General features: G+C 54.6%; 27 protein-coding genes and 4 tRNA genes. 18 read left to right on the top strand and 13 right to left on the bottom strand.

Features of this window, described 5'->3' with window-relative positions:
- Positions 1–507: 507 nt before the first annotated feature.
- Positions 508–1,719, top strand: coding sequence for a site-specific integrase (locus LIX91_RS22715; protein ID WP_096125617.1), 1,212 nt, complete (start codon positions 508–510; stop codon positions 1,717–1,719).
- Here the strand turns inward: LIX91_RS22715 and LIX91_RS22710 are convergent.
- Entirely contained in the window at positions 1,716–2,213 is a 498-nt protein-coding gene (locus tag LIX91_RS22710) for a hypothetical protein (RefSeq protein ID WP_096125618.1), read from the bottom strand. The two genes, LIX91_RS22715 and LIX91_RS22710, sit on opposite strands and share 4 nt — an antisense overlap.
- A 164-nt stretch (positions 2,214–2,377) precedes the next feature.
- Here LIX91_RS22710 and LIX91_RS22705 point away from each other — a divergent pair, with 164 nt between their 5' ends.
- The 4 genes from LIX91_RS22705 to LIX91_RS22690 all read left to right on the top strand — a co-directional run bounded on the left by LIX91_RS22705 (position 2,378) and on the right by LIX91_RS22690 (position 3,896).
- Complete coding sequence (locus LIX91_RS22705; RefSeq protein WP_032699225.1) at positions 2,378–2,578, top strand: helix-turn-helix domain-containing protein; 201 nt, start codon at positions 2,378–2,380, stop codon at positions 2,576–2,578.
- 118 nt (positions 2,579–2,696) lie between these two features.
- Positions 2,697–2,933, top strand: a complete 237-nt coding sequence (locus tag LIX91_RS22700; RefSeq protein WP_080115813.1) for a helix-turn-helix domain-containing protein — start codon at positions 2,697–2,699, stop codon at positions 2,931–2,933.
- Positions 2,934–2,994: 61 nt separating this feature from the next.
- Positions 2,995–3,399: a MarR family transcriptional regulator gene (locus tag LIX91_RS22695; protein ID WP_032699229.1), complete on the top strand. Its 405-nt coding sequence runs from the start codon at positions 2,995–2,997 to the stop codon at positions 3,397–3,399.
- 293 nt (positions 3,400–3,692) lie between these two features.
- On the top strand, positions 3,693–3,896 hold the full coding sequence (locus LIX91_RS22690) for a hypothetical protein (protein WP_096125619.1): 204 nt from the start codon (positions 3,693–3,695) through the stop codon (positions 3,894–3,896).
- A gap of 258 nt (positions 3,897–4,154) precedes the next feature.
- Here the strand turns inward: LIX91_RS22690 and LIX91_RS22685 are convergent, their stop codons facing one another.
- Complete coding sequence (locus LIX91_RS22685; protein ID WP_096125620.1) at positions 4,155–4,478, bottom strand: hypothetical protein; 324 nt, start codon at positions 4,476–4,478, stop codon at positions 4,155–4,157.
- A 279-nt stretch (positions 4,479–4,757) separates the two neighbouring features.
- Complete coding sequence (locus tag LIX91_RS22680) at positions 4,758–5,036, bottom strand: hypothetical protein (RefSeq protein WP_226489198.1); 279 nt, start codon at positions 5,034–5,036, stop codon at positions 4,758–4,760.
- A 764-nt stretch (positions 5,037–5,800) separates the two neighbouring features.
- Here LIX91_RS22680 and LIX91_RS22675 point away from each other — a divergent pair.
- From LIX91_RS22675 to LIX91_RS22640, 8 genes are all read left to right on the top strand, one after another.
- Positions 5,801–7,018: an AAA family ATPase gene (locus LIX91_RS22675; RefSeq protein WP_226489197.1), complete on the top strand. Its 1,218-nt coding sequence runs from the start codon at positions 5,801–5,803 to the stop codon at positions 7,016–7,018.
- A gap of 2 nt (positions 7,019–7,020) precedes the next feature.
- Positions 7,021–7,749, top strand: coding sequence for a hypothetical protein (locus tag LIX91_RS22670; protein ID WP_143482492.1), 729 nt, complete (start codon positions 7,021–7,023; stop codon positions 7,747–7,749).
- Positions 7,750–8,372: 623 nt separating this feature from the next.
- Positions 8,373–8,825 carry a DUF2280 domain-containing protein gene (locus LIX91_RS22665; protein WP_096125624.1) on the top strand — a complete coding sequence of 151 codons (453 nt, stop codon included), beginning with the start codon at positions 8,373–8,375 and terminating at the stop codon, positions 8,823–8,825.
- Between the two features lie 419 nt (positions 8,826–9,244).
- A complete protein-coding gene (locus LIX91_RS22660) occupies positions 9,245–9,430 on the top strand; it encodes a hypothetical protein (protein WP_096125625.1) in 186 nt (61 codons plus the stop codon).
- Positions 9,431–9,475: 45 nt separating this feature from the next.
- A complete protein-coding gene (locus LIX91_RS22655; RefSeq protein WP_096125626.1) occupies positions 9,476–10,348 on the top strand; it encodes a hypothetical protein in 873 nt (290 codons plus the stop codon).
- 9 nt (positions 10,349–10,357) lie between these two features.
- On the top strand, positions 10,358–10,708 hold the full coding sequence (locus LIX91_RS22650; protein ID WP_096125627.1) for a hypothetical protein: 351 nt from the start codon (positions 10,358–10,360) through the stop codon (positions 10,706–10,708).
- A 10-nt stretch (positions 10,709–10,718) separates the two neighbouring features.
- Entirely contained in the window at positions 10,719–11,306 is a 588-nt protein-coding gene (locus LIX91_RS22645; RefSeq protein WP_096125628.1) for a tail assembly protein, read from the top strand.
- Positions 11,307–11,349: 43 nt separating this feature from the next.
- A complete protein-coding gene (locus tag LIX91_RS22640) occupies positions 11,350–11,781 on the top strand; it encodes a hypothetical protein (RefSeq protein WP_096125629.1) in 432 nt (143 codons plus the stop codon).
- A 72-nt stretch (positions 11,782–11,853) separates the two neighbouring features.
- Here LIX91_RS22640 and LIX91_RS22635 read toward each other — a convergent pair whose 3' ends face one another.
- On the bottom strand, positions 11,854–12,975 hold the full coding sequence (locus LIX91_RS22635; protein ID WP_096125630.1) for a TIR domain-containing protein: 1,122 nt from the start codon (positions 12,973–12,975) through the stop codon (positions 11,854–11,856).
- Between the two features lie 213 nt (positions 12,976–13,188).
- On the opposite strand from LIX91_RS22635, the gene LIX91_RS22630 reads away from it, so the two are divergent.
- Positions 13,189–13,812, top strand: coding sequence for a recombinase family protein (locus tag LIX91_RS22630; RefSeq protein ID WP_096125631.1), 624 nt, complete (start codon positions 13,189–13,191; stop codon positions 13,810–13,812).
- Between the two features lie 22 nt (positions 13,813–13,834).
- Here the strand turns inward: LIX91_RS22630 and LIX91_RS22625 are convergent, their stop codons facing one another.
- On the bottom strand, positions 13,835–15,091 hold the full coding sequence (locus LIX91_RS22625; RefSeq protein WP_226489195.1) for a hypothetical protein: 1,257 nt from the start codon (positions 15,089–15,091) through the stop codon (positions 13,835–13,837).
- Between the two features lie 111 nt (positions 15,092–15,202).
- Positions 15,203–15,279 (bottom strand) — tRNA-Arg (locus LIX91_RS22620).
- 317 nt (positions 15,280–15,596) lie between these two features.
- Here LIX91_RS22620 and LIX91_RS22615 point away from each other — a divergent pair.
- The 3 genes from LIX91_RS22615 (at position 15,597) to LIX91_RS22605 (ending at position 16,815) form a co-directional block, all read left to right on the top strand.
- The gene (locus LIX91_RS22615; RefSeq protein ID WP_010434882.1) at positions 15,597–15,836 is read left to right on the top strand and encodes a hypothetical protein; all 240 of its coding nucleotides are present in this window, start codon (positions 15,597–15,599) and stop codon (positions 15,834–15,836) included.
- A 36-nt stretch (positions 15,837–15,872) separates the two neighbouring features.
- Positions 15,873–16,058 carry a PA3371 family protein gene (locus tag LIX91_RS22610; protein ID WP_003369912.1) on the top strand — a complete coding sequence of 62 codons (186 nt, stop codon included), beginning with the start codon at positions 15,873–15,875 and terminating at the stop codon, positions 16,056–16,058.
- Between the two features lie 430 nt (positions 16,059–16,488).
- Positions 16,489–16,815 (top strand): Arc family DNA-binding protein, encoded by a 327-nt coding sequence (locus tag LIX91_RS22605; RefSeq protein WP_002554423.1) that lies wholly within the window; start codon positions 16,489–16,491, stop codon positions 16,813–16,815.
- Between the two features lie 187 nt (positions 16,816–17,002).
- On the opposite strand, the gene mgtE is transcribed toward LIX91_RS22605, so the two are convergent.
- Positions 17,003–18,445, bottom strand: a complete 1,443-nt coding sequence (gene mgtE, locus LIX91_RS22600) for a magnesium transporter (protein ID WP_003412626.1) — start codon at positions 18,443–18,445, stop codon at positions 17,003–17,005.
- 325 nt (positions 18,446–18,770) lie between these two features.
- Between mgtE and bamE the strand changes: the two genes are divergently transcribed.
- Positions 18,771–19,262, top strand: coding sequence for an outer membrane protein assembly factor BamE (bamE, locus tag LIX91_RS22595; RefSeq protein WP_004412797.1), 492 nt, complete (start codon positions 18,771–18,773; stop codon positions 19,260–19,262).
- Positions 19,263–19,306: 44 nt separating this feature from the next.
- Here bamE and LIX91_RS22590 read toward each other — a convergent pair.
- From LIX91_RS22590 to alaS, 6 genes are all read right to left on the bottom strand, one after another.
- Positions 19,307–19,383 (bottom strand) — tRNA-Arg (locus LIX91_RS22590).
- 87 nt (positions 19,384–19,470) lie between these two features.
- Positions 19,471–19,547, bottom strand: a tRNA-Arg gene (locus tag LIX91_RS22585).
- Between the two features lie 109 nt (positions 19,548–19,656).
- A tRNA-Ser gene (locus LIX91_RS22580) sits at positions 19,657–19,747 on the bottom strand.
- A 62-nt stretch (positions 19,748–19,809) separates the two neighbouring features.
- Positions 19,810–19,998, bottom strand: coding sequence for a carbon storage regulator CsrA (csrA, locus tag LIX91_RS22575; RefSeq protein WP_002554426.1), 189 nt, complete (start codon positions 19,996–19,998; stop codon positions 19,810–19,812).
- A 169-nt stretch (positions 19,999–20,167) separates the two neighbouring features.
- Positions 20,168–21,400 carry an aspartate kinase gene (locus LIX91_RS22570; RefSeq protein ID WP_003369901.1) on the bottom strand — a complete coding sequence of 411 codons (1,233 nt, stop codon included), beginning with the start codon at positions 21,398–21,400 and terminating at the stop codon, positions 20,168–20,170.
- A gap of 91 nt (positions 21,401–21,491) precedes the next feature.
- The gene (gene alaS / locus LIX91_RS22565) at positions 21,492–24,116 is read right to left on the bottom strand and encodes an alanine--tRNA ligase (RefSeq protein WP_004412798.1); all 2,625 of its coding nucleotides are present in this window, start codon (positions 24,114–24,116) and stop codon (positions 21,492–21,494) included.
- Positions 24,117–24,249 lie beyond the last annotated feature (133 nt).

The raw sequence follows: 24,249 nt of genomic DNA, 5'->3' as shown, positions 1-24,249 counted from the left end.
AGGCGCGCGGAGACGCGTAGCGCACCCCTAACTCTGATAGGTATGGGTGGTAAATTTATAAGGGTATCCAATTTTTGGACTAACAAAACATCCAAAAAGGCCACCAGCAGTCTATTTTTTAGACTGCTAATTCGATGCCGATCCGCAACCAGACGGAACCGGAAAACCTAAGTCCAATTTTTGGACTAGAAGAAATCGAACTCTAACACTGGGCCAGTCGGCGCGATGAAGCACGACCAAAGGAGATATTACTCGACCTTTCTATGCCTGTTGCTGCCACCCTGCTGTCACGGGCTTTATGACTGTCAGAGCGAATAGGCTGCAAGCCTTGAGTTATATGGTGTCCCAGGCGGGGTTCGAACCTGCAACCTTCCCCTTAGGAGGGAGTTTTTAACGCTAGCAACCATTGGGTACATACAACAAATGCTGGCTTAAACGTCTGGTAGCGTCCGAAGAAACAGGTCGGTATAGTTCTTTTTGCACCCACCCTGCACCCACGGGAACAAAGTGAAAGAGAAGCTAACCGCCAAACTGCTATCCGGCCTGCAGGTCACTGGCCGGGAATATGAAGTCCACGATACTACCATCACCGGCTTATTCGTGAGGGTAACGGCGGCCGGGGCTAAGTCCTATGTAGTGACGTGGGCGCGAGGTCGAAAGAAGACACTCGGCCGGGTCGGCATCCTGACTCTCGATCAGGCCCGCCAAGAGGCAACGCAATATCTTGCCGACGCTAGAAAGCACGGCGAGCCCCTTGCCGTGTCTCAGGGCCGCAAGGGTGCTGCCCTCCCCTCGCTTCACGACTTTATCGACGAGACGTACCTTCCCTGGTTCAAGGCGCACCACCGCGGCCACGATAAAACGCAGCACACGCTGGCCAACAACTTCGAATCCATCATGCCCCAGCGGATCGACGCCATCACAGGCCGAGATCTGGAGCAGATCCGCACCACCTGGTTGCAGGCCGGTAACAAGCCGTCAACGGTGAACAGGAAAATGGGGAGTATCAGCGGCGTATTCAGTCGTGCCGTTGAGTGGGAGTACCTCGAAGCGCACCCCATGGCGAAGCTGAGCGCACTTAAGGTCGACTCGAAAGGCAAGGTGCGCTATCTGGCCGACGACGAATCTAAGCGTCTACGTGAAGCGCTGGATGCACGCCAAGACGAGGCAAAAGCAGAGCGCGATAGCGCCAATAAGTGGCGGGAAGATCGAGGCAAGCCGGAGCTGGCCAGCCTTCGACTGGTAGAGTTCACGGATCACCTTAAACCCATGGTGCTGGTGTCCCTGAATACCGGAATGCGCCGCGGCGAGTTGTTCGATCTCAAATGGCCGGCGGTTAACTTCACCACGAAAACGATCACAGTTGTGGGGGATAACACGAAGACACTCGATACCCGCCACATCCCGATGAACAGGGAGACAGCCGCCACGCTCCACGCTTGGAAAAAGCAATCGAAAGGGACCGGCTATGTCTTCCCGGGGCAGTCCGGAGAGCGCCTCGACAATGCCAAAAGCGCCTGGCTGAATCTTCTGGAGCGCGCCAAGATTGAAGCATTCCGCTGGCACGATATGCGTCATGACTTCGCCTCACGCCTCGTCATGGCTGGCGTGCCGCTCAACACCGTGCGGGATCTGCTGGGGCACTCCGACATCAAGATGACGCTGCGGTATGCTCATCTTGCACCGGGCACAAAGGCGGCGGCGGTGGAGCTAATCTAGGCAGCGGGGCTAAAAGGAACGATTGTCCTGCTGTCCTTATTGTCCTCGACGTGATTTAGCAAGGTTGTCCACATGTATCGCAAACGATAGCGGTTTATCCGGCCTACGTTTGGGACCTCCCAGTAAGACGACATCTCATCATCGCCCTCAACTAGAAAGTATTTCGACGCTTTAATGGTTTCCCAAATTCGCTGTTCCTCATAGGTAATAAGCGACGGTAGGAAATGACACAAATTGATGAAGCGTTCGCTTTCATCGGTCGACCATATCTCGCTCACGGCGCTTCCAAGCGACATTACGTGAGCCTCTCCATCTAACTCAAACGGCGCATCGAGATCGAAGGAAATCTCCTCAATCGCGGCTTCGACCACCCCTGTAATTGACTGTCTGCGAATTCTTGAAATCAGCTCAATCATCATCTTCACCTTAGGGTCAAGGCGGAGTGTCAGCGTCTCAGTCTTCCTTGCGCCTTGGTTGGGCTTGTTCTTCGCCATTTCATCTGCACTCGTCAATTCACACCTATGCCTAATCCTACCTTCTGCATCCACCGAAGTCCATGCGCTCACAATCGGTCAGTGATTGCAGTTGACTGCACGCAAATACAGCAATAGGATTCCTGCATATCTTGGTCGCGTCGACTGAGACTTGGAGATTTCCTATGGAACAGACACACCAAATCGCCCCACTGTCCGTGAGCGTCGAGGACGCAGCGCGAATCGTTGGTTACTCCCGCTCTGGAGTTTATGAGCTGATCGCTGCTGGCGATTTGAAAGCGTTCAAAATTGGCCGCCGCCGACTGATCTTGATGACCGAGCTAAAGGCGTGGGTTGAGCGCGCAGCAAAGGTCGGGGCACGGTGATCGTGCAGAGTTTGAAGGATAGGGATTTGCGCAGGGTTGCGCCAAGAATTGCCCTGGCGGTGTTCGAGCACCGCCAGAGCAAAAACACACTGGGTAGCACCAACGTGAGGCCGAAACTATGACACGCCACTCTTCCACTGAGCAAGACCGCAAAATGATCGAGGCGCTTCGCAACGGACCAATATCGACCATCGAAGCAGCTGAAATCCTGGATATCGTCCAGCCTCCCAGTACGATTCGACGCCTGCGGAATCAGGGTCACGAAATCCGCACCTACTGGACGCATCAGTCCACCGAACCAGGCAGGCCACCTCATCGAGTAGCCAAGTACATCTTGATGCGTGAAGCCTCGTAAAACCTCCGTAGAGATGTCCTCGGCTTTGAGGGCATCTCTGCGCCTGCCTGTGAGCTGTTGAATGGCCAAAAGCAAAGTCCGTCGTGACGCTGACTGGGGTGGACGCGGCGCGTACATGATCCCTAGGTTGCTAGGCGAACATCCTGATTGGTTGACCATGACCGGATCGGAGTACCGCGTATTGTTTCTGCTGATATCGCAGTATCGGGGTAACAACAACGGCGACTTGGCTGCCACCGAATCCATGATGGAAGCGCGCGGAGGGATGGCTAAAAACACCTTGCGCACCGCATTGCAAGGGCTCCAAGACCGGAACCTCATCGTTAAAACCCGCGACAACTTTAAGGGTGAAAGCGGGATGAAACCCAGCCTATACGCGCTGACCTGGCTGCGCATTCATGAGTGCCCCGGGAAGCTCCTGCACCATCGGCCAACTGAGAAGCCGATTCGAAAACTGTCCGCCTAATTTCAATTTTGGCAGGGTCAATTTTTGATACGTCTACGGTCAATTTTTGATCCCTTATTTTCTGGTTCAGTCTGGTTGTGTATTGGCCCCGTCGCGAACGGGTCAAAAATTGAACCCTTGAGCGGCTTTTTGTAGGTTGGAACGGATCAAAAACTGATCCCCTTTATAACTATTACCATCCCCACCACCGAAAACAGGAGCAGATAATGGACGGGCTGATCGTGAAGCCCCTGACCCGGCCGGACCGCTACGCGCTAAACTTCCCGCCATACCACAAATAGCTCGGAGCCCCGATGTACGTGATCGACTGCGACTACCTGCCAAATGCCGAGCGTGTGACATTCCCGCCCGAGCTGGCACTGCTCATTGTGAGGAAGGCTGGCGCAATGGCAGCGGCGTTTGAGGAGAAGGCCCTGGTCGAGATGACTGCTGATGCGCGGCGCGCCTTGGCGAATGGCGTGGAGCCCAGGGTGGTTGCTCGGCAGATGGGGCTCTAGGTCTGATTCGGATAATATGGCCTGTCTCACGGGCCTGGCCAACTCCCAACACTGGTGGATGTCCTGCCAGCTTGATTAAACCTACACATTCGGCTCGCTCGGGTAATTACACGATCCGTCCACATTTGGACGCATTAAAGACGGCCCAGATTTGGGTCATCAAACGAAAAAGGGATGCACTCGGATTTGAGGGCATCCCTTTTTCAATGTCGCGTCAGCAGGTCTTACTACGAAACTTTCGCTTTATTGAGGGTTGGGTCAGTTTTCGATTGGCTCGAACTGATCAGCACCACCTCTCATCGCTCGCAGTCCCAGCACAGCCGCTCTAGCGAGTCTGTCGACGAACCCGAGCTCGAGATTTGTTGAGCGCCCGCCCATTCCTAAAATGGCGAACCTGATTGCATCAAACGCTTCTGTTTCATCGTGCGAAGCCAAGCTGTGTAATTCGCCATCGACGAACGCCATGCCCTTTTGCCAGTCAGCCGGTAAACCGGGATTGTTACGAGGCCAGTTGATCATTCGCCCTTCAGCGTCAAGCGCTGTGAAGCTAAGGTCGTCGCGTGTCTCGATAGAGGTTTTCATTTTGCCACCTCCGCAACGTCCAGCAAGTCGGCGGGGGGCTGGCTCATACCTCACCGCCTTTTAGCCAAAACTTGCGATATACATCGTAGCTCGCGTCGTTCAGGCCAGGGTTGTGGCGAGTGGTAAGCATTGAGCCTATCTGACTCTCGATGCTAGCAGTGATGGCCGCGATCTCAATCTCAGTCCCGTAGTGCATTGCGGTCTTGAGTAGCTGAGTAGCGTATGCCTTGCGGCGTTCAGGTGTGCTGGCATCTACATCCCCACCGCAGGCTCTAGGAATCATTGCACACCCCCTACGCTGACTCCGCCAAAGGGGGTAGAGCAAGGCAGCACTTTGACGCTGATGGCACCCAGCATTTTCAGTGGGGCCAGATCGGTCAGTCTGATGCTGGCCGGCAGATTCATAGTGCCGATGATTTCCCCACGTGCGTCGAGGATTTGGATGGTATTCTGGTTCGGTTGCATGACGTTCACCTTCAAGTTGCGTCGTGTGATAGCTGGCCCGGTGGTTGCACACCGGGTCGGCAACTCATAATTGATGATCCAGCTTTGGATCATGGCTCACTTCTGAGTCTTCTCCTTGACCTCAAGCCCGGCCATTACAAGCGCCCGGAGTGCTGCGGTTCTGCTCACTTCTACCCCTGTTTCCCTGGACACCCTCTCCGCGTATGCGTCGATTCGTGCGATCAGTTCGGGCGGTAAGCGCATCGTTACTGTTGGTGTGTTTGCCATGAGAGCCTCATTCCGTGTCGACAGGGCGAATGTAAGACATTGTCTTACACATGGCAATAGGGGGATGCAAAATAATTGCAGCCCCCAAATCTGGGGAATCTGCACGGCCGACATAGCACGGGTTTGCGTGGCATCTACCGGGATGCCGGTAGTTTCGCGAGCAAGTCGTAAAAGGGTGCCGTTCCTGGAAACGACACTACCTCAATCTGAGGAAGTTACAGCCGCAGTTGCCGGATGACCTGGCGGGGATCAGCGCAAAAAGCAGTATGGGTGACACAGGTGTTACGCTTGCCGATCATTCCTGAGGAGTCACAGCGTTACGAAGCCGGGTGGCTCGTTGGCGCAGCCTATCAAGCGCAAGCCGGTGCCTCTACCGCTCAACGCTTCCAGTGCAGAACTCCAAAAGCATCCCGAGGGCGCTTTCCACGCACAAATCTCTCGACGACCAGTCAGAACTTAGTCATGATACATAATTTATAGCTCGATGCGCTAGAAACCTCAGGCTTAATGATTAACAAGGATGACATCATGGGCACTCACCGCAGATCTCTCGAATCAAATACAAAACCATGTTTGAAGAAAACCAAATCATGCCAATTCTGACTAAGCTTTCAATAAAAGGCTTCAAGTCAATATGGCAAGACACATTGGACTTGGGCCAACTAAACGTATTTATAGGAACCAATGGCGCAGGTAAAAGCAATTTACTTGAAGCAATTGCAGTCATGTCCGCATCATTGGAGGGGGGAATTGACTACGAAAGGCTCCAAAAAAGAGGAGCAAGACTTTCATCATCTGCAATTTTTAGAAGCGCATTTAAGAACAAAAACAGAACAAGCAGCTTCAATCTATCAGCAGAGCTAGGGGACCTTTCCTACTCAATGGACGTCAACGCAGTCGGGGGCTTTCGCTATTTAGCAGAGTCTGTAAAAATGCGTGGAAAAATCGTTGCCGGTAGATCTAACAACGGCGCAACAGTTGATAAAATATCTCTAAAATCAAAGCTCGACAATACTAAAGGTATTTTCCCTTACCTTCAGGCATATAAAACCATAAACGTAAAAAAAGAAGCTCAAGATGCACTGGAGCCTCTTGAAGCACTGGTCAACTACGCCATATACGCCCCTTCAACGCCACTACTGAGAGGGGTCGAAGTTGACTCCAGCGTGAAAGAACCGCTAGGCATTTACGGCGGACGCTTAGCTGATGCTTTGCATGAGACAATCCAGTCGAATATAGACATAGACGAACTTAGAAGATTCTTCAAGCTTCTTAACTGGATCAAGGGATTTGGTACTACAAATGAAACCGATCCTGAATTAATGTCTGGGCAAATGGATATCGTAGGCAGAAAGGTTTGGTACGAAGATCGCTTCATGCGCACAAACTTCAATAAGCTGTATGCGTATGACGTAAGCGAAGGAGCATTGTATATTTTGTTCCTGCTAACCCTTTTAACTAACAAACGCTCACCCAACATTTTCGCATTGGACAATATTGATACCGCGTTAAACCCTGGGCTTGTAAGAAATCTTATGACCCATATAGTTCAGATACTAAAAAACAAACCCGAAAAGCAAATTTTTTTAACAACGCATAATCCAACCACGCTAGATGCTGTAGATTTATTCGACCCTACACATCGTTTATTTGTGGTAGAGCGTGATAAAGATGGACACACGAAAAGCCGTAGAATTGTTCCACCGCAAGGAATGACAAAATCTGATTGGGAGCAACAGTATTTCGGAATGAAACTTTCCGAGATATGGCTCTCTGGCGCCATTGAAGGTATGCCTACAGGCTTCTGATAATGAAAAAAAAATTCTTGCTTGTATCTGAAGGACCTACTGATTATTTAGTCATAAAGGAAATTGCAAGCTCATTGAAAACTGTTAGAGGAGAAGATATAGAAGTATCACTACTTGCTCCTCAGACCGATGCAACATCAGGAAGCTATCCATCACATGGATGGGGTGGCATTCGAGCTTGGTGCATGAAGTTCAGCAATAAAACGGAAGCAGAGCTGGCTGCTCTACCACCGCAGGCTCAACAGTTCCTGAGGCGCCAAAACTGGCGCGCCCTACTAGCTATAAATAATGCCGCAGGTTTGATAATACAACTGGACACTGACATTGCCCACGACATCTCGCACGTCGACGCCTACGTACCAGGTTCTTGTCGAACAACGCATTGCAATGACACCATATTATTTTGGCTGAAAGAGGCCGCTACATCCTCTCACCTTTACTTAGCTCTAACCTCCTACGCGCTAGAAACATGGCTCCTTGCCACACATCCTCCTGCAGACCCGGTATTTTCTGATCTAGCTGCCGGATTCAATTATGAGAGCCTGGCAGACTTTGAGGATCGATTGGTGGCACTTGGTTACCCAGCGGTTAAAAAGTCAGGTCGGAGGCGCTTCAAAAAAAGCCCATTCACTAGATATGAAGTCTACGGAAAAAAAATAGTTGCAAGCTTAGCGGATGTTAGAAGCAGGTGTGATGCCGCGGAGCAACTCTGCAGTCACATGGAGAGGTAATGTTGAATTGTTCTCGATGATGTATATCTTTCGCAGTCAAACATCTTAGCCCCAGAGCATTGCCCTCAGCGAGACCGGTAAATCTCAATCAGAAGCCAAGCTTCACTGGCAGATTGGAGAGTTGTATAGGTTTTCTCGGTACTCCCTGCCTCAAAAGCGAGACAGACCATATGAGCCGAATCGGATCATATGGTCTGCTTGCCTCAAATCCGCCACGGAGACCAGGCAGAGTTAGCTGCCGACGTAGGTGTGCCTCCGCGATCATAAGTGCTGCTCCCCCCCTCCCCATTGAGATCTGAGAAAGTGTGACATTTTGGTCTCAGTGAGACGGTTTGGTCTCGCTGGCAGATCGAGAGCGGTTCCGATTTTATCGGTAGTCGCCCCTAGCGCTGCGAGGCAGACCGAATGAGCCGAGTCGGACCGTATGGCCTGACTGCAGGACGATCCAAAAACGGCGACTCATCAAAATTGAGGAGCCAGAAGTGTCGGATATCCCGACAGATGCCCGGTAACGCTTCTAACGTTACTTTACCGTTACCTAACGTTCGCTCTCCGGCATTGCCTTTGCGCGCCGCCTGGGCAACCATGAGGATTCTTGACAGACCCTAGACAGATTCCAGCCCATGGCCGCGCTCAACAACGAAATCAAAGCCTTCATCGTCCAGTCCCTGGCGTGCTTCGACTCGCCCTCACAGGTCGCAACGGCCGTCAGGGAAGGTTTCGGTGTGGTCGTGTCGCGTCAGCACGTCGAAGCCCACGACCCGACCCGCAAGAGCAGCAAGGGCCTGGCAAAGCGATGGGTGACGCTGTTCGAAGACACCAGGGCCGGTTTCCGGTCTGAGGTGGTCAAGGAGCCGATCGCCAACCGATCCATGAGGCTGCGCGCGCTTGGGCGGATGCTTGAAGAGGCCGAGGCGCGCGGGCACCTGGTGATGGCAATGAAGCTGATGGAGCAGGCGGCCAAGGAGTGCGGGGACATCTACATTAGCCGCAGGGCCAAGACTGACGCCGGCCAAGCCGAGCCCGCAGACCGCGTGGCGGTTGAATTCGTACTGGCGCCGCACAAGGGCGCCTGACAGCAGGTCGGAGCAGGTATTCCACCACTGGTGGGGAACATATCGACGACCATTCGACGACCGCTCAGCGAATACCGGGATGCGTCCAAAGCTGGACACATCAATTCCGCGCCAAGTTTTCAAATCTCGCAAAACGTGGCGCGGAAACCTGACATCCCAAAACGGTAGGTCAGCACTCCCCGCTCCATCCTCAATCCGAGATCGGACTGAGCTGAAAACCCAGCCCTGTATCACTTTGCCTACCATCGACTTACTGCAACGAAATCACCCTCTCCAATCCCGCCAAAACCAACTATTTCAGTCCCATTCAGTCCCGTTTCGTGTAGCACATGAGGTGCACTCAAAAAGCACTGGATATGCAGTCATATCAGTTCTAATTTGGTCGCGTACATCGGTACGCAGCCAATTGAGGATTGATCATGCAGGCCAACCATCCGAAGCAACGCGGCCCACAAGCCAAACCCACCCGGGCAGAAATCACCGCTGCCTGGGCGCGGCTCCGTGCAGCCGCTGAAACGGGCAGTGTCGAGGCGAGCGCGTTACTGATCGCCCTTGCTGAAAACCGGCCAGTGATCAGCGTGGAATCACGCCTTACGGGCCTTTGACACCCGCCACTCTTACAACACCACTTATTGAACCAAGGAACCACCATGACAGCAGCTAAACGCGCAGTCCTGAAAGTCGGCAATGCCAATCTGCATTATTCGGAATACGACTATTCCAAGCTCGAATCTCGGATATTCATCGTCAAGAATCAGGACGGGGGTCGCTCCCACTGGCAGGCCGGCAAACTGATGAAGCAGGTCCGCGCCCTACAGACCCAAGCTCTGGAATCGTTTAAGGACGTTGGTGAAGAAGTACTTGGCATCCGTGCCAACAGCGACCTGAACGACGCCGCCATCGAGCGAATGGGCAAAGAAAGCATCAACGTGATGACCGAACGCCTAATGCCAGCACTGCAGGCTGCAGCGGCCGATATGCTCACCTTGGCCAAGGGTGTGAAAACTGGATTTGCTCCGGTTACGCCCCGCGCCCAAGACGACGTTGTCGGCTTCCTGGCTGACCAAGAGCTCCGATCGATGCTTCGTGGGATGAAGCCAGAGGATCGCAGTGATTTGATCAACCAGGCAAAGCGAGGTGATCAGCCGCAAGTGGTGAGCGCCATCCTGCGTGCCAATCCGATGCTGTCTGGCGTGAGCAGTGAAGCTGCCGCCAGTTTGGAGCGAGCAGGCATTGCGACCGTCTACGCAGACGACATAGAGGATCTGCGCGAGATGCTCAAGGTATTTGACGACGTGGTGGCCACTACCGCGCAAGCGGCGACAGCGGTGTCAAAGATGGTGGCAAATTCAGCAGGCTACACAAGCCGTTTCGAGAAGTGGCGCTCCGGCTGTGAGGGCGCAGACATCATCAGGGAGTTCCTGAGCAAGATGCCAGCGCCGCAGCGTCGCAACGAGCCGACAAATACACCCGCCACAGGCGACCAATCCGACGCGCCGCAATCACAGCCGGACGCGGCGTAAGGAGGCGCTATGAGCAGCACTTATCAAGAACGCTTCGCCGAGGCGTGCAAGACGCAGCGGTTTCAATCGCACGAGCTCATCCAAGGTCCAGACGCTGGGTATCTGGTCTGGGATGTCCAGCACGTACGCGATGGCCAGAAGGTGACCATCGACGGCCCGTTCTTCACTGAGGAAGAGGCGCGTGTCTCGGCCGATCTGCTGCGTGGGACTTTCCGAGGCGCCAGGGCCTACCAACTAAATTACGACCGAGTGTGGAACTACGACCCACGGCAAGAGCAGCTGATCATCGACCAGGCGCTTATGTCTCGGTCTCTCCTCGGCATCCGGCTGGGCGTCTCTGTCCCTGCCACGCACGTATAGGAGGCCGCTCATGGCCGCAACAGCAGCACAATACAAGCCTAGGACCACCATCGAACTTGGCACAATTTTGGGTAGAAAGTTTTTCAAGCAGAAAGACTACTGCCTTGAGACTGGGAATGCATGGGAGGTATTCAAAGCACTGCGCGCAACAGTCGAAGGTTTCACTGAAGAAATAGCGCGGCTGCACCGCTTGGGTATGACATTCGCCATTTTCAGGAACGGGCAAAATGTTGGGCAGAAAGGTTTTGATCTTGGCGGTACTCGCACTCTGAAAATCGTCCCAGTTATCAGCGGCAGTAAGAGAGCGGGACTTCTACAGACGGTCATCGGCGTGGTATTAATCGCGCTCAGCCCTTTCACAGCCGGCGCTACCTTGGCACCGGGCATTGCCTTGGCGGCTGGCGGCATCATCCAAATGCTCAGCCCCCAAGCATCCGGCCTCAAACAAAGTGCTTCCCCTGAAAACTTACCCAGCTACGCATTCGGCAGCGCCAAGAACACCACTGCCAGCGGCAACCCGGTCCCGATCTGCATCGGCGAACGGCGCTGGGGTGGGGCGATCATCTCGGCATCGATCTACGCCGAAGACAAGACCTAGCTTGCTTGGTGTAAAGTCGTTAATCCAATACTGAGGACGCATCATGCATAGGATTCTGCTCACCGCCGCTGCCGTGTTGCTGGTCGGCTGTTCAAGCACGCCGGTAGAGCCAGGTTCGGCCAAGCACGTGCCTGCCGATCGGGTCTACGCCTACCAGGCCGCCGTTCCGGGTGGTGCTACGTTGGTGGTAAGCCGGGATAACGGGTTTTGGGCTTCGGGTGGCTGTATGGCGACCGTGCTCATTGACGGGAAAAAGGTCGCCCGCATCAACACTGGCGAAGTGTTGAAATTCCACGTCAAGCCGGGCCGTCATATTGTCGGCATCGCTGGCGACGATGAGGGCAACGGCCTTTGCGCGATGCAGATCGGCCAGCCAGTCAAGGAGACGACCTCAGAGGTGGCGGCGGGCGAGGTTCAGAAGTACCGAATCTCTGGCACGCAGAACGGCACGGATATTCGCCCCAGCTCGCTTTGACCCGCCACCGTGTCGAAAACAACACAGTGTGTTGAAACCTACACACGTCGTTGGTTTCGACATTTGCGCAACTCAAGATTCGATGATTTTCTCTCGCTCGAGCACTCGGCGGATTTCCTCAAACCTAGATTTGATATCGCCTTTCGGAAAGCGGATTTGCCCAAGCCCCTGGATATTCGAAAACTCTTCGCAACCTTCCTCCAATAACACGATTGCTCTGGTGAACCCTAGGCGCCCTTGGAAAAGCCCTACCTCGTGTATGACGTTGGTCCGGGCCTCCATCTTACCGTCGGCCTGCTCGTCTTCAGCTGTCATCACTATGAAGGCGACCACAGCGGAATCTAGCATTTCTGATAATCGGGCTATATTAGTAATGCCAGCTACGGGAACTCGATTGAACTCATCAAACGGCAATTTAAGTCTTTCAGTCACGAAATCTTTTAGGTCACGCCATACGTGCGATCGTCCGTGCCCAATAAAAACGCTTGTCCCAACGAGGCTTGAACGTGAGTCTTTCTTCGCCGATCTGAGCATATAAGAATAAGCCTTTTTCAAAAAAGGGATGAGCCTTTCCATTGCTGCTGCGGGCTCAAGTAGCATGACTGCATCTATGAAGACTTTAACGTGGGGAGGCTTCTGTGTCCCTTGCGACATTGCCAAGCCATCTCCGACAAGGCGCGCCCCTTTCGGTCTCAGTAAGTCTACAAATACGCCCTCCCTGAGCGGGGAAAACTTCTCTAGCTCTTCGAGCAAAGTTTCCCCGTAAGGGTCTCCATTTCTGGAAAAAATCCTAATAACTAATTCGGCTTCCCGTTTGACCTCATCGAAAAGCTCCTCTCCTTTTTTACTGAAGCTTTCGGCAGCGCTCATGTCGGGATTCCCGGCAAGGCATTTCACAGTCTCTACCACGCCATCAAATGCGTACTCCCTCCACTGGCCAGAAGTCTTGTTGCTATAAGTATCTTGAAAACCCCACTGCGCATCAAAATGCTCCCCTGGTGGAGGAGTTTGAAATTCAAGGTAGTAAATTCGAGAGTGATACCCCATCCATGAGCCGCAGAACGACTTTGCTGCATACTCCGCGGCTTCTTTAAGCTTCCGCGCTGCCTCCAGCTTTTTAATAGACTTTTCCCGATACGCCTCCAGCTTATCGATACCGTCCAAGATGTCTTGTATGCCGTCGGTCAAGTGCATTCCCCTTCGTAATTCAACAGTAGGGCAAATCCTCAAACTCACCCTTACGACGCCTAAGCTATGTGGCAATGTACTGGCACCCTGAGCGAATCGCTAGGGTATGCCTGAGCTGATACGCGCAAATTTGCTTAATTTTTAGCATTTCGCTTGATAAGTCACACCCAAAGTGCAACAGTATTAGTGAGACACCTAAACTGATACAGGACGCATATCATGTTCATACGCGCATATCTCCGGGCATCGACCGAAGAGCAGGACGCCAGCCGAGCCCAGGCATCGCTTGAGCAATTCGCCAGCGACCATAACAAGGTCATTGCCAGTGTGTATCTGGAGAACGCCAGCGGCGCAGCTGCTGACCGTCCGGAGCTGCTTCGCCTGCTCAAAGACGCGCGCAAGGGAGACGTGCTACTGGTGGAATCAATCGACCGCCTCTCGCGTCTGCCGGTGGATGACTGGCAAAAGCTCAAGGCTGCGATCGATTCCAAGGGCCTGCGCATCGTCGCGCTCGACCTGCCGACCAGCCACCAGGGAATGCAGGATACCAAAGGAGACGAGTTCACCGGCCGGATGCTGGGGGCGATCAACTCGATGCTGGTGGAAATGATGGCCGCGATCGCACGGAAGGATTACGAGCAGCGGCGGGAACGCCAGGCCCAAGGCATCGAAAAGGCTAGAGCTGCGGGAAAGTATCAGGGTCGACCAGTCGACGCTGATCTGCACAAGCGGGTTCGGGAGTTACTGGCTGCCGGCCTGGGCATTCGCGCCACGGCTCGGCACGCGGACTGCTCTACGACTACGGTAATGCGTATCCGTGATTGGGCGGACGCCTCGCAGTAAAGTTTGGCTGTGCCTTATTTCCCTAATCAGACTTAGTTTTTTCGCGAGTCAACAGCCCGCTAACGAAGGCAGTCAAATGGGTACCGAAGTTGGGAATCGACTTGGCGGCCTCTTTCAGCAAATCGGAAGAAAGAGCCTCCTGCCATGGGCTGCCGTGAGTTTCGGGTTCAACAAAGCGGAGCGGCTGCTCATCAAGTCGTGCTAACGCGGATTTGAGTAATTGAACCTGAAGGTTAGGATCTATCGCAGCCGCTTCGCGGCGGTATCCTTCATAAGCCTTTGAGACCGACGCTTTGAAAGCGTAGTCCTCTGAAAGTCGGAATCGCTGGCCGACCTGTTTGGTGGAGAGCCAGGCAAACCAAACTGGCGCGCCTACTGATAGTACAGATAGGAGCAAATTTACTGCGATTGCTGCATCTGAGGCCCCAGGGGTCTTGATCAGCTCTGACAGTCTCACCAGTTGTGTAGATCCAAAAAAGCTCGCGCAAGCCAAGGAGGCTAAGAGCGCTAGGACCCATATAAGCATCGAGTTTCCAAGCTCTTTCGAGCGCTCCGCGAAAGCTGCGGCTAAGCCTTGGCTTGTAGCGGCCGAGTATGCTGCGTCAGCCTTTTTTACTACCTCTGCGGTATCTAGTGCCACCTGACTAAGATCCTTCTGAACGCTTTCGACGGCCTCCTTTGCAGAAAAAACATGCAAACGATCCTTCTCAGCGTCAGCCACCAGATCCCGCACCCTATCTCTGCCTTCCTGCAATGATTCAAGGTCTTCGGGAAGCTGTAGAGCAGCATCGTTAGCGGCTTCGATTCTCTCAATTATGGTGCCCAGATCCTGAGACCTCGCGGTTAGATCCCTCACGCGAATCTCAACCGCCCTAAGCTGACGAGAGCTGATTTTTACGCTTTCAAGCAAGCCGCCACCATCATCTGCTTTCACAAGCGGTTTCAAAACACGCTCGAAAGCATCAAGCGTGATGAAATAGGCTGAGACTGCTAAGGCCGGATTGGCCCATATTTGCGGCACTGTATTGCCACGGAGAAATACAAACCGAGCCAAGAAGCCCTCAAGAACTGGCTGATGAGCAGCAAAATCTTCATCAGTTACCTGACTGAGGGTGCTTTTGAGCAATGTGAGAGGCTCAATCAGGTCGCTCAGGGCTATGCTAGGAAAGCTCCAATTGCCGTGTGCAACGCTAAAAATCTGATCAGATGGCACTTGTGCTTTGATTGCAGCATCAATTGCGTCTAACTCAGCTGTGAGGGCAACCTTCGTTGGGTGCATTTTCAAAGTCCTTATCGAAAAAAGCTCTACCGACAAACAAAAATTGCACCCACCGTGCACCCACAACACCGGAGCGGAAGGAGCGAAACCTGCTTAACACATTGATTTGTATGGTGTCCCAGGCGGGGTTCGAACCTGCAACCTTCCCCTTAGGAGGGGGATGCTCTATCCAATTGAGCTACTGAGACACTGCGTGCCGACACACCGATCGGTGCCAGCGAGGACGGCGTGCATCTTAGCGGCATGTGGCGCTTTTGTCATGTCGTCATTGCCCTTCAACCCTGTAGCCAATGTCGCCTGAAAACACGGCCTGATAAACCGATCATGCAATTTGCAACACCCCAAAAAGCCATCATTGCAAAACGCACTGTAGAGCACTTTTTTTAATTTAGTAAGCTATTGATTTATAAGGATTTTTTATCATTTTCTGATTGGCATGCAGACTGCATTATTGATATCTGTGGAACACATCTCATCCCAAACGGTCGGGCACAGGTACTGGAAAATGAACAAGACTCTCTCAGCGTTGAACGCGGCAGCTCTGGTGGCTCTGGTGGCATTTCATTTCCAGGATTCTGGTATCAAGGATGCTCAGGCCATCACGCCTGCTCCTGTCCACCACCAGATCAGTCAGGCGCCAAAGCTGGCAATCATGACTGAACGCGTTGCAAGCGCAGCGATGCTGGCCAATGACGATGATGAGTCACTTCAGTTTCCACGCGCCGAACAGCGCTGGGTTTTCTGATAACGCCCGCAACGACCCTTTCAAGAGAGAGTAGCCATGTCAAAATCCGCGTTGTCATTTCTGGTCCTGGCGATCATGGCTGTCGTCGCCGACCTTTTGCTTCCTGTTAATGCACAAGCCATGAGTATCGCTGCAAACATCGCCGCCGGTGTGTTCGCCAGTCTCTTCGTAGTTGCGTTGTTCGTCGGTCGTCGCTTCAAGTTCGACCCGGTGCTTCGCTGACAGCGAAGCTACCTGCAGCAATTTGCCCGGTCGCCTGACCGTTCGCATCCAGAATCTCCCCTCCTCCGAAAGAACCTTCCTGCACCGCAGCCAACCCTTTGTCGGCTAACCTCGGTCACGCTGAATTTAGACGCACACTCAGAGTCAAATGGCCATGACAGCTAAAAAGGCTCGGTGGCGTGCCCTTTTATCCGGGGACAAATGCGATGACTTTGCAAATTCGCTCGCATATCTGATAATTGGTGCTGGCAATACGCCGCTACCTGAGTCAATATTTGTCACAGAATTGACGCCAAGGATTCGACGTAATACGGCATGATGTCGGCCCCTTGGAACCCCGGTTGAACATTTGGCCAAAATGATTGTCTGACTGTGACAATCTTGCGGCCACTTGCTAGAACCGCTTCCCCTGAACTAACCGGTTAAATATATGAGCCCTATGAAACAGGCTACTTATTCCAGCCGCACGGCTGACAAGTTCGTCGTTCGCCTACCAGACGGCATGCGTAATCGCGTGCAAGAGGTAGCCAAGAATCATCACCGCAGCATGAACTCGGAAATCATCGCTCGTCTCGAACAAAGCCTGATTCAGGAAGGTGCTCTTGGTGATGAACCAAGCCTGCGCCTCGATAGTCCTGAGCTGTCCTTGCACGAACGCGAGCTGCTGCAGCGCTTTCGTCAGCTTTCACATCGTCAACAGAACGCTCTTGTTTCGCTGATTGCTCATGACACGGAACTCGCTTCCGAAGAGTCCTGAGACTTGACGTAACAGACAAAGGCCAGCGAAAGCTGGCCTTTTTCGTTGTAGCCTTTTTGTAGTCTTTTTCTTTATTAGTCGTCGGCTTATTGCGTTACACAGCGACATGAAGACTTGGCCGAAGCATAAAAAAACCGCCTGATCATGGCGGTTTTTTTATTTCAAAAGACTGTAGCAGTCGCGAGGCTTAGAGCAGAAAGATCGTCGCCAGTCCGAGAAAGATGAAGAAGCCGCCGCTGTCGGTCATCGCCGTAATCATGACGCTTGCCCCCATCGCGGGATCTCGTCCCAGGCGGGAAAGCGCCATGGGAATGGAAACGCCCATCAGCGCTGCCAGCAACAGGTTGAGCGTCATGGCTGCGGTCATGACCACACCCAGCGACCAGCTGTCATACAGCAAGTAGGCGACCACGCCGATCACACCCCCCCATATCAGGCCGTTGATCAGGCCGACAGCCAGCTCCTTGCGCAGCAATCGCGCCGTGTTACCGGTATTGACCTGGTCCAGCGCCATCGCGCGCACGATCATGGTGATGGTCTGATTACCGGAGTTGCCACCGATACCGGCCACGATAGGCATCAGCGCAGCGAGCGCCACCAGCTTTTCGATGGAGCCTTCGAACAGGCCGATCACACGCGAGGCCAGAAACGCGGTTACCAGGTTGACTGCCAGCCAGGCCCAGCGGTTGCGTAGCGAACGCCATACTGACGCGAAGATGTCTTCTTCTTCACGCAGACCCGCCATGTTGAGGACTTCGCTTTCGCTTTCCTCACGGATCAGGTCGACCATTTCATCGATCGTCAGACGGCCGATCAGCTTGCCGTTCTTGTCCACGACCGGCGTGGAGATAAGGTCGTAACGCTCGAACGCCTGTGCCGCATCGTAGGCATCGTCTTCCGGGTGAAAGCTGACCGGATCGTTGGCCATGACTTCGCCAACCTGCTTCTCCGGATCATTGACCAGCAGACGCTTGATCGGCAGCACGCCCTTGAGCACGCCCTCGGAATCGACTACGAACAGTTTGTCGGTGTGACCGGGCAGCTCCTTGAGCCTGCGCAGGTAGCGCAGCACGACTTCAAGGCTGACATCCTCACGGATCGTCACCATCTCGAAGTCCATCAGCGCACCGACCTGATCCTCGTCATAGGACAGGGCCGACCGCACGCGCTCACGCTGCTGTGAATCCAGTGTTTCCATGAGCTCGTGAACGACGTCGCGGGGCAACTCGGGAGCAAGGTCGGCCAGTTCGTCGGCGTCCATGTCCCGTGCCGCCGCGAGCAACTCATGATCGTCCATGTCGGCGATCAGGGTTTCACGAACGGAATCGGATACTTCGAGAAGAATATCGCCATCGCGATCGGCCTTGACCAGCTGCCAGACGGTCAGACGGTCTTCCAGGGGCAAGGCTTCAAGGATATAAGCGACGTCGGCAGAGTGAAGGTCTTCGAGCTTGCGTTGCAACTCGACGAGGTTCTGCCGGTGAACCAGGTTTTCTACACGGTCCTGATGCTGACCTTCCTGACGATGGGTCAGGTCCTCAACAATACGCTGGCGCTGCAGCAGATCGACGACCTGAGCCAGGCGATCCTGCAAGCTTTCCTGCGTTTTTTTTACTTCTCTTTCGGTCATAGGCGAACTCCACTCCCAGCAGCGGAGCACGCCGGGAGATCAATCAGTTAATTCATGATTGTTGAAAAACATTATCGAGTAACGACTGGGTATGTCCATGGAGGTGTTCCACAAGCCCCGGCGGAGCTGACGGGCGCAATGATACACCGCTTTGAGCGAAGCGCACGCGAGAAAATTCAGCTCAGAACAACCGTTTGCAGCGCAAACCTGCACAACTCCGTAAGCCAGCCAGGGTTCGACGTCACATTCAGCCAACAAAACACGCTCGCCCCGCCCAAAGACGGCAGTTAGCCTTTGCTGACACCCGTCACGGAGGACCTTGAGCATGCGACCTGTCAATCATCTGCTGCTGTGGAGCGCCCTGCTCTGCCTTCCTGCCGCTGCAACCGCCAGCAACGTTCATCGCTGCGAGGATGCATCGGGAAAGATTACGTTTACCACCCTGGGCTGCCCGGATGGGCACAGTACCCGCCTGCAGAGAGCCTTCAATGCACCACCGGGAACCCGTATCGACGTGCTGCCGCCCGCCAGTACTGCACAAACCGCGCGCGGAAAACCGGCAGACCAGACAGTTGTCGTAGTCGGCACACGCGATGATGGCTGCGGCAACCGCTTAAGCGCCGAACAGCGCCGGGCTGCGATCATCAACCAGCGCACCCCTCCCGGCATGACGCAGCGTGATGTGGAGAGCCTGCTGGGGCGCCCCGACAAGATCACCAACCGCAACGGCGAATTGCATTACGTGTACAACCAGAAAAAAGGCCGCAGCAATAAGGTGACGTTCGACGAGCACGGATGCGTTAAAGGAAAACGCTAGAAAGCAAAAAGCCCACATCTTTCGATGTGGGCTTTTCGTTTGTATGGTGCACTCGACAGGATTCGAACCTGTGACCGCTCGGTTCGTAGCCGAGTACTCTATCCAGCTGAGCTACGAGTGCATTGGTGTTTTTAGACCAGATCACCTCTGGTTGGAGCCAGTTATCGGAAACCTTGTAATTGCTTACAACATTTCAAACAACTTTAAATGGTGCACTCGACAGGATTCGAACCTGTGACCGCTCGGTTCGTAGCCGAGTACTCTATCCAGCTGAGCTACGAGTGCATGTGTTGGTGCCGCGCATTATAGGTCGTAAAACTGTTTAGTCAAGCACTTTTTCTAGTAAATTCAACAACTTACAGATCAAGCCCAGTTTTACGCACTACATAAATAATGGCGGAGAACGGGGGATTCGAACCCCCGACACCCTTTTGAGGTGTACTCCCTTAGCAGGGGAGCGCCTTCGGCCACTCGGCCAGCTCTCCGCAACACGGGGCGTATAATAACCACCCTTTTCCCCGTTTGCAAACCAAAAATTCAATAAAAATTAATGGCTTGGTTCTTCGTCCTTCTCTTTCTTGATACGCAGGTAAATCTCTTCACGGTGGACAGCGACTTCCTTGGGCGCATTGACACCAATACGCACCTGATTACCCTTCACTCCGAGCACGGTGACAGTGATTTCACCATCCCCAATGATCAGGCTTTCCGCGCACCGACGAGTCAGAATCAGCATACTTTTCTCCTTACGTCTTTATTCAGGGACAACAGTCTGCAACCTATAGGCAGTGACACTAGCAAAACGCCATGACCACTACCTGTATATCGACTAACGCAAAGAAAACAAAAGCCCTTCTGCGCAGCACCCGAAAGACGCGGTCACGCCGCGCCCTTCGATGACAGGGTCATTCACCCTGCCGCGGAGCATCCAGCTCAAAGGCCGTGTGCAATGCGCGCACAGCCAACTCCAGGTATTTCTCTTCGATGACCACGGAAACCTTGATTTCCGATGTGGAGATCATCTGAATATTGATGCTCTCCTTGGCCAGCGCTTCGAACATGCGACTGGCAACGCCGGCATGCGAGCGCATGCCGACGCCGACGATGGACACCTTGGCGATCTTGGTATCGCCGGAGACTTCACGCGCGCTGATTTCACGCGCGGTGGCCTCAAGCACCTGCAAGGCCGCCTGATAGTCGTTGCGATGGATCGTGAAGGTGAAATCGGTGGTGTTATCGTGCGAGACGTTCTGCACGATCATGTCCACTTCGATATTGGCCGCGCTGATCGGGCCGAGAATCTTGAACGCCACGCCGGGGGTGTCTGGCACGCCACGGATGGTCAGCTTGGCTTCATCGCGGTTGAAGGCGATGCCGGAAATGATCGGCTGTTCCATGGATTCCTCTTCATCGATTGTAATGAGGGTGCCCGGCCCCTCTTTGAAGCTGTGCAGAACGCGCAGCGGGACATTGTATTTGCCGGCGAACTCGACCGCACGGATCTGCAGCACCTTGGAACCGAGGCTGGCCATTTCCAGCATCTCTTCGAAGGTGATCTTGTCGAGGCGCTGGGCCTGCGACACGACGCGCGGATCAGTGGTGTAGACGCCATCGACGTCGGTGTAGATCTGGCACTCGTCCGCTTTCAGCGCCGCCGCCAGGGCAACACCGGTCGTGTCCGAGCCACCACGCCCGAGGGTCGTGATGTTGCCGTGCTCATCGACACCCTGGAAGCCGGCGACCACCACCACGCGACCCGCTTTCAGGTCGGAGCGGATCTTCTGGTCGTCGATCTGCAGGATGCGCGCCTTGTTGTGCGCGCTGTCGGTGAGAATACGCACCTGATTGCCGGTGTAGGACACCGCCGGAACGCCACGCTTCATCAAGGCCATCGCCAGCAGCGCGATGGTGACCTGCTCGCCCGTGGAGACAATGACATCCAGCTCGCGAGGAACCGGCTGATCACTGATCTGCCTGGCCAGCTCGATCAGACGATTGGTTTCACCGCTCATGGCCGACAGCACGACCACAAGGTCGTCACCCGCCTCACGGAATTTCTTGACCTTGTCGGCCACCTGCTCGATGCGCTCTACAGAGCCCACGGAGGTGCCGCCAAATTTCTGTACGATTAAAGCCATCTCAAAGCCGCCTCAAATCCCGTTAAGAGCACCCATTAACATTCGAGCCCCAGTACGGCCTGCCGGTGTGCGGCAGGCACGCTGACCCGACTCAGATACCCTGCTCTACAAAAGGAACGGCCAGTGCCAGCGCTGAATCCAGCGCACCGGCATCGACACCACCGCCTTGAGCCATGTCAGGACGGCCGCCACCTTTACCACCTACGGCGGCAGCTGCCTGCTTCATCAAATCACCGGCTTTGAGTTGGCCAGTCAGGTCCTTGGTCACGCCTGCGACCAAGACAACCTTGTCCTCATGAACACTGCCGAGCAGGATCACTGCGCGGCCGAGCTTGTTCTTCAACTGATCGACAAGCGCCAACAGCGCCTTGCCGTCCTGACCATCCAGGCGCGTGGCCAGAACCTTGACCCCTTTGACATCCAGCGCAGCTGACGACAGGTCGTCACCGGCGGCACTGGCTGCCTTGGCCTGCAGTTGTTCCAGTTGTTTTTCCAGCAGACGGTTGCGTTCAATCACCGCCGTCAGCTTGTCCAGCAGGTTGTCGCGATTGCCTTTGACCAGCGTCGCGGCTTCCTTGAGTTGATCTTCGGCCGAATTCAGCCAGGCCAGGGCCGCAGCGCCAGTGACGGCCTCGATACGGCGCACGCCTGCTGCAACACCGCCCTCACTGACGATCTTGAACAGCGCGATGTCACCGGTGCGGCTGGCGTGAATGCCACCACACAGCTCGACGGAAAACTCGCCGCCCATGCTCAGTACGCGAACGCTGTCGCCGTACTTCTCGCCGAACAGCGCCATGGCACCCTTTTTCTTCGCCGTGTCGATATCGGTTTCTTCGGTCATTACCTCGGTGTTCTTGCGAATCTCGGCGTTGACGATATCTTCCAGCGCGCGCAGTTGCTCGGGCTTGATCGCTTCGAAATGGCTGAAGTCGAAGCGCAGACGCTGACTGTCGACCAGCGAGCCTTTCTGCTGAACGTGCTCACCCAGCACCTGACGCAATGCGGCGTGCAGCAAGTGAGTGGCCGAATGGTTCAATTTGGTTGCATCGCGAACTTCATCAGCCACTTGTGTTTCAACCTGCGCGCCAACGCTCAGGCTGCCGGACGCCACAACGCCGTGGTGCAGGAACGCACCACCGGTCTTGGTGGTATCACTGACGTCAAAGCGCGCGTCACCGGCCAGCAGGAAACCGCTGTCACCGATCTGACCGCCCGACTCGGCGTAGAACGGGGTGATGTCGAGAATCACCACGCCCTCTTCGCCTTCATTCAGGTGAGAAACCGACTGGCCTTCCTTATAGAGGGCCACGACGCTGGCGCTGCCAGTGGTCGCCGAGTAACCGGTGAACTGCGTGGCCACATCGACCTTGACCAGGCTGTTGTAATCCATGCCGAACGAACTGGCCGAACGGGCGCGCACGCGCTGGGCGTCCATTTCACGCTCGAAGCCTGCTTCGTCCAGGGTCAGGTTGCGCTCGCGGGCGATGTCGCCGGTCAGGTCCATCGGGAAGCCGTAGGTGTCGTACAGCTTGAACACCACTTCGCCCGGAACCACGGTGCCTTTGAGGTCGGCCAGATCCTGCTCGAGAATTTTCAGACCTTGCTCGAGGGTCTTGGCGAACTGCTCTTCTTCGCCTTTCAGTACGCGTTCGATGTGCGACTGCTGCTGCACCAGCTCAGGGAACGCAGACCCCATCTCGGCAACCAGCGCGGCAACGATCTGGTAGAAGAAGCTGCCCTTGGCACCCAGCTTGTTGCCGTGACGGCAGGCGCGACGAATGATGCGGCGCAGCACATAACCACGCCCTTCGTTGGAGGGCAGCACGCCGTCGGCGATCAGGAAGCCGCACGAGCGAATGTGGTCAGCCACGACTTTCAGCGAAGCCTGGTTGTCATTGCTGCAACCGATGGCCTTGGCCGACGCAGCCAGCAGGCTCTGGAACAGGTCGATTTCATAGTTGGAATGCACGTGCTGCAGGACCGCACTGACGCGCTCCAGGCCCATGCCGGTATCGACCGACGGCGCTGGCAGCGGGTGCAGCACGCCATCTGCAGTCCGGTTGAACTGCATGAATACGTTATTCCAGATTTCGATGTAACGGTCGCCGTCTTCTTCCGGCGAGCCTGGCGGGCCGCCCCAGATTTCCGGGCCGTGATCGAAGAAAATCTCGCTGCAAGGACCGCACGGGCCGGTGTCGCCCATGGTCCAGAAGTTATCGGAGGCGTACGGTGCGCCTTTGTTGTCGCCAATACGGACCATGCGCTCGGCAGGTACGCCGATCTCCTTGGTCCAGATGTCGTAGGCTTCGTCGTCAGTGGCGTATACCGTGACCCAGAGTTTTTCCTTGGGCAGGTTGAGCCATTTTTCGGAGGTCAGGAAGGTCCAGGCGTAGGTGATGGCATCACGCTTGAAATAGTCACCGAAGCTGAAGTTGCCCAGCATTTCGAAAAAAGTATGGTGACGAGCGGTATAGCCGACGTTTTCCAGGTCGTTGTGCTTGCCACCGGCACGCACGCATTTCTGACTGGTAACGGCGCGGGTGTAGGCGCGCTTTTCCTGGCCCAGGAAGCAATCCTTGAACTGGTTCATGCCTGCGTTGGTGAACAGCAGGGTTGGGTCATTGCCCGGAATCAAGGAGCTTGAAGCGACACGGGTGTGGCCTTGCTCTTCGAAGAAGCCAAGGAAGGCTTCACGGATTTCTGCGCTTTTCATAGGTTCTTCCACGGAGACTGCGGCCAGAGGCAAGTGCAAAACGTCAAATGACGTAGCGACGGCAAAGGGCCGCATTATATAGGCGTTGCGCCCTCGGTACAGTGTGTTTGTGCGATAGAAACAAGTAACTGGA

This window comes from Pseudomonas sp. B20 (assembly GCF_020515755.1).
Lineage (GTDB): Bacteria > Pseudomonadota > Gammaproteobacteria > Pseudomonadales > Pseudomonadaceae > Aquipseudomonas > Aquipseudomonas syringae.
Note: the sequence above shows the minus strand (reverse complement) of the source record. Positions and strands in the feature narration are given on the sequence as shown.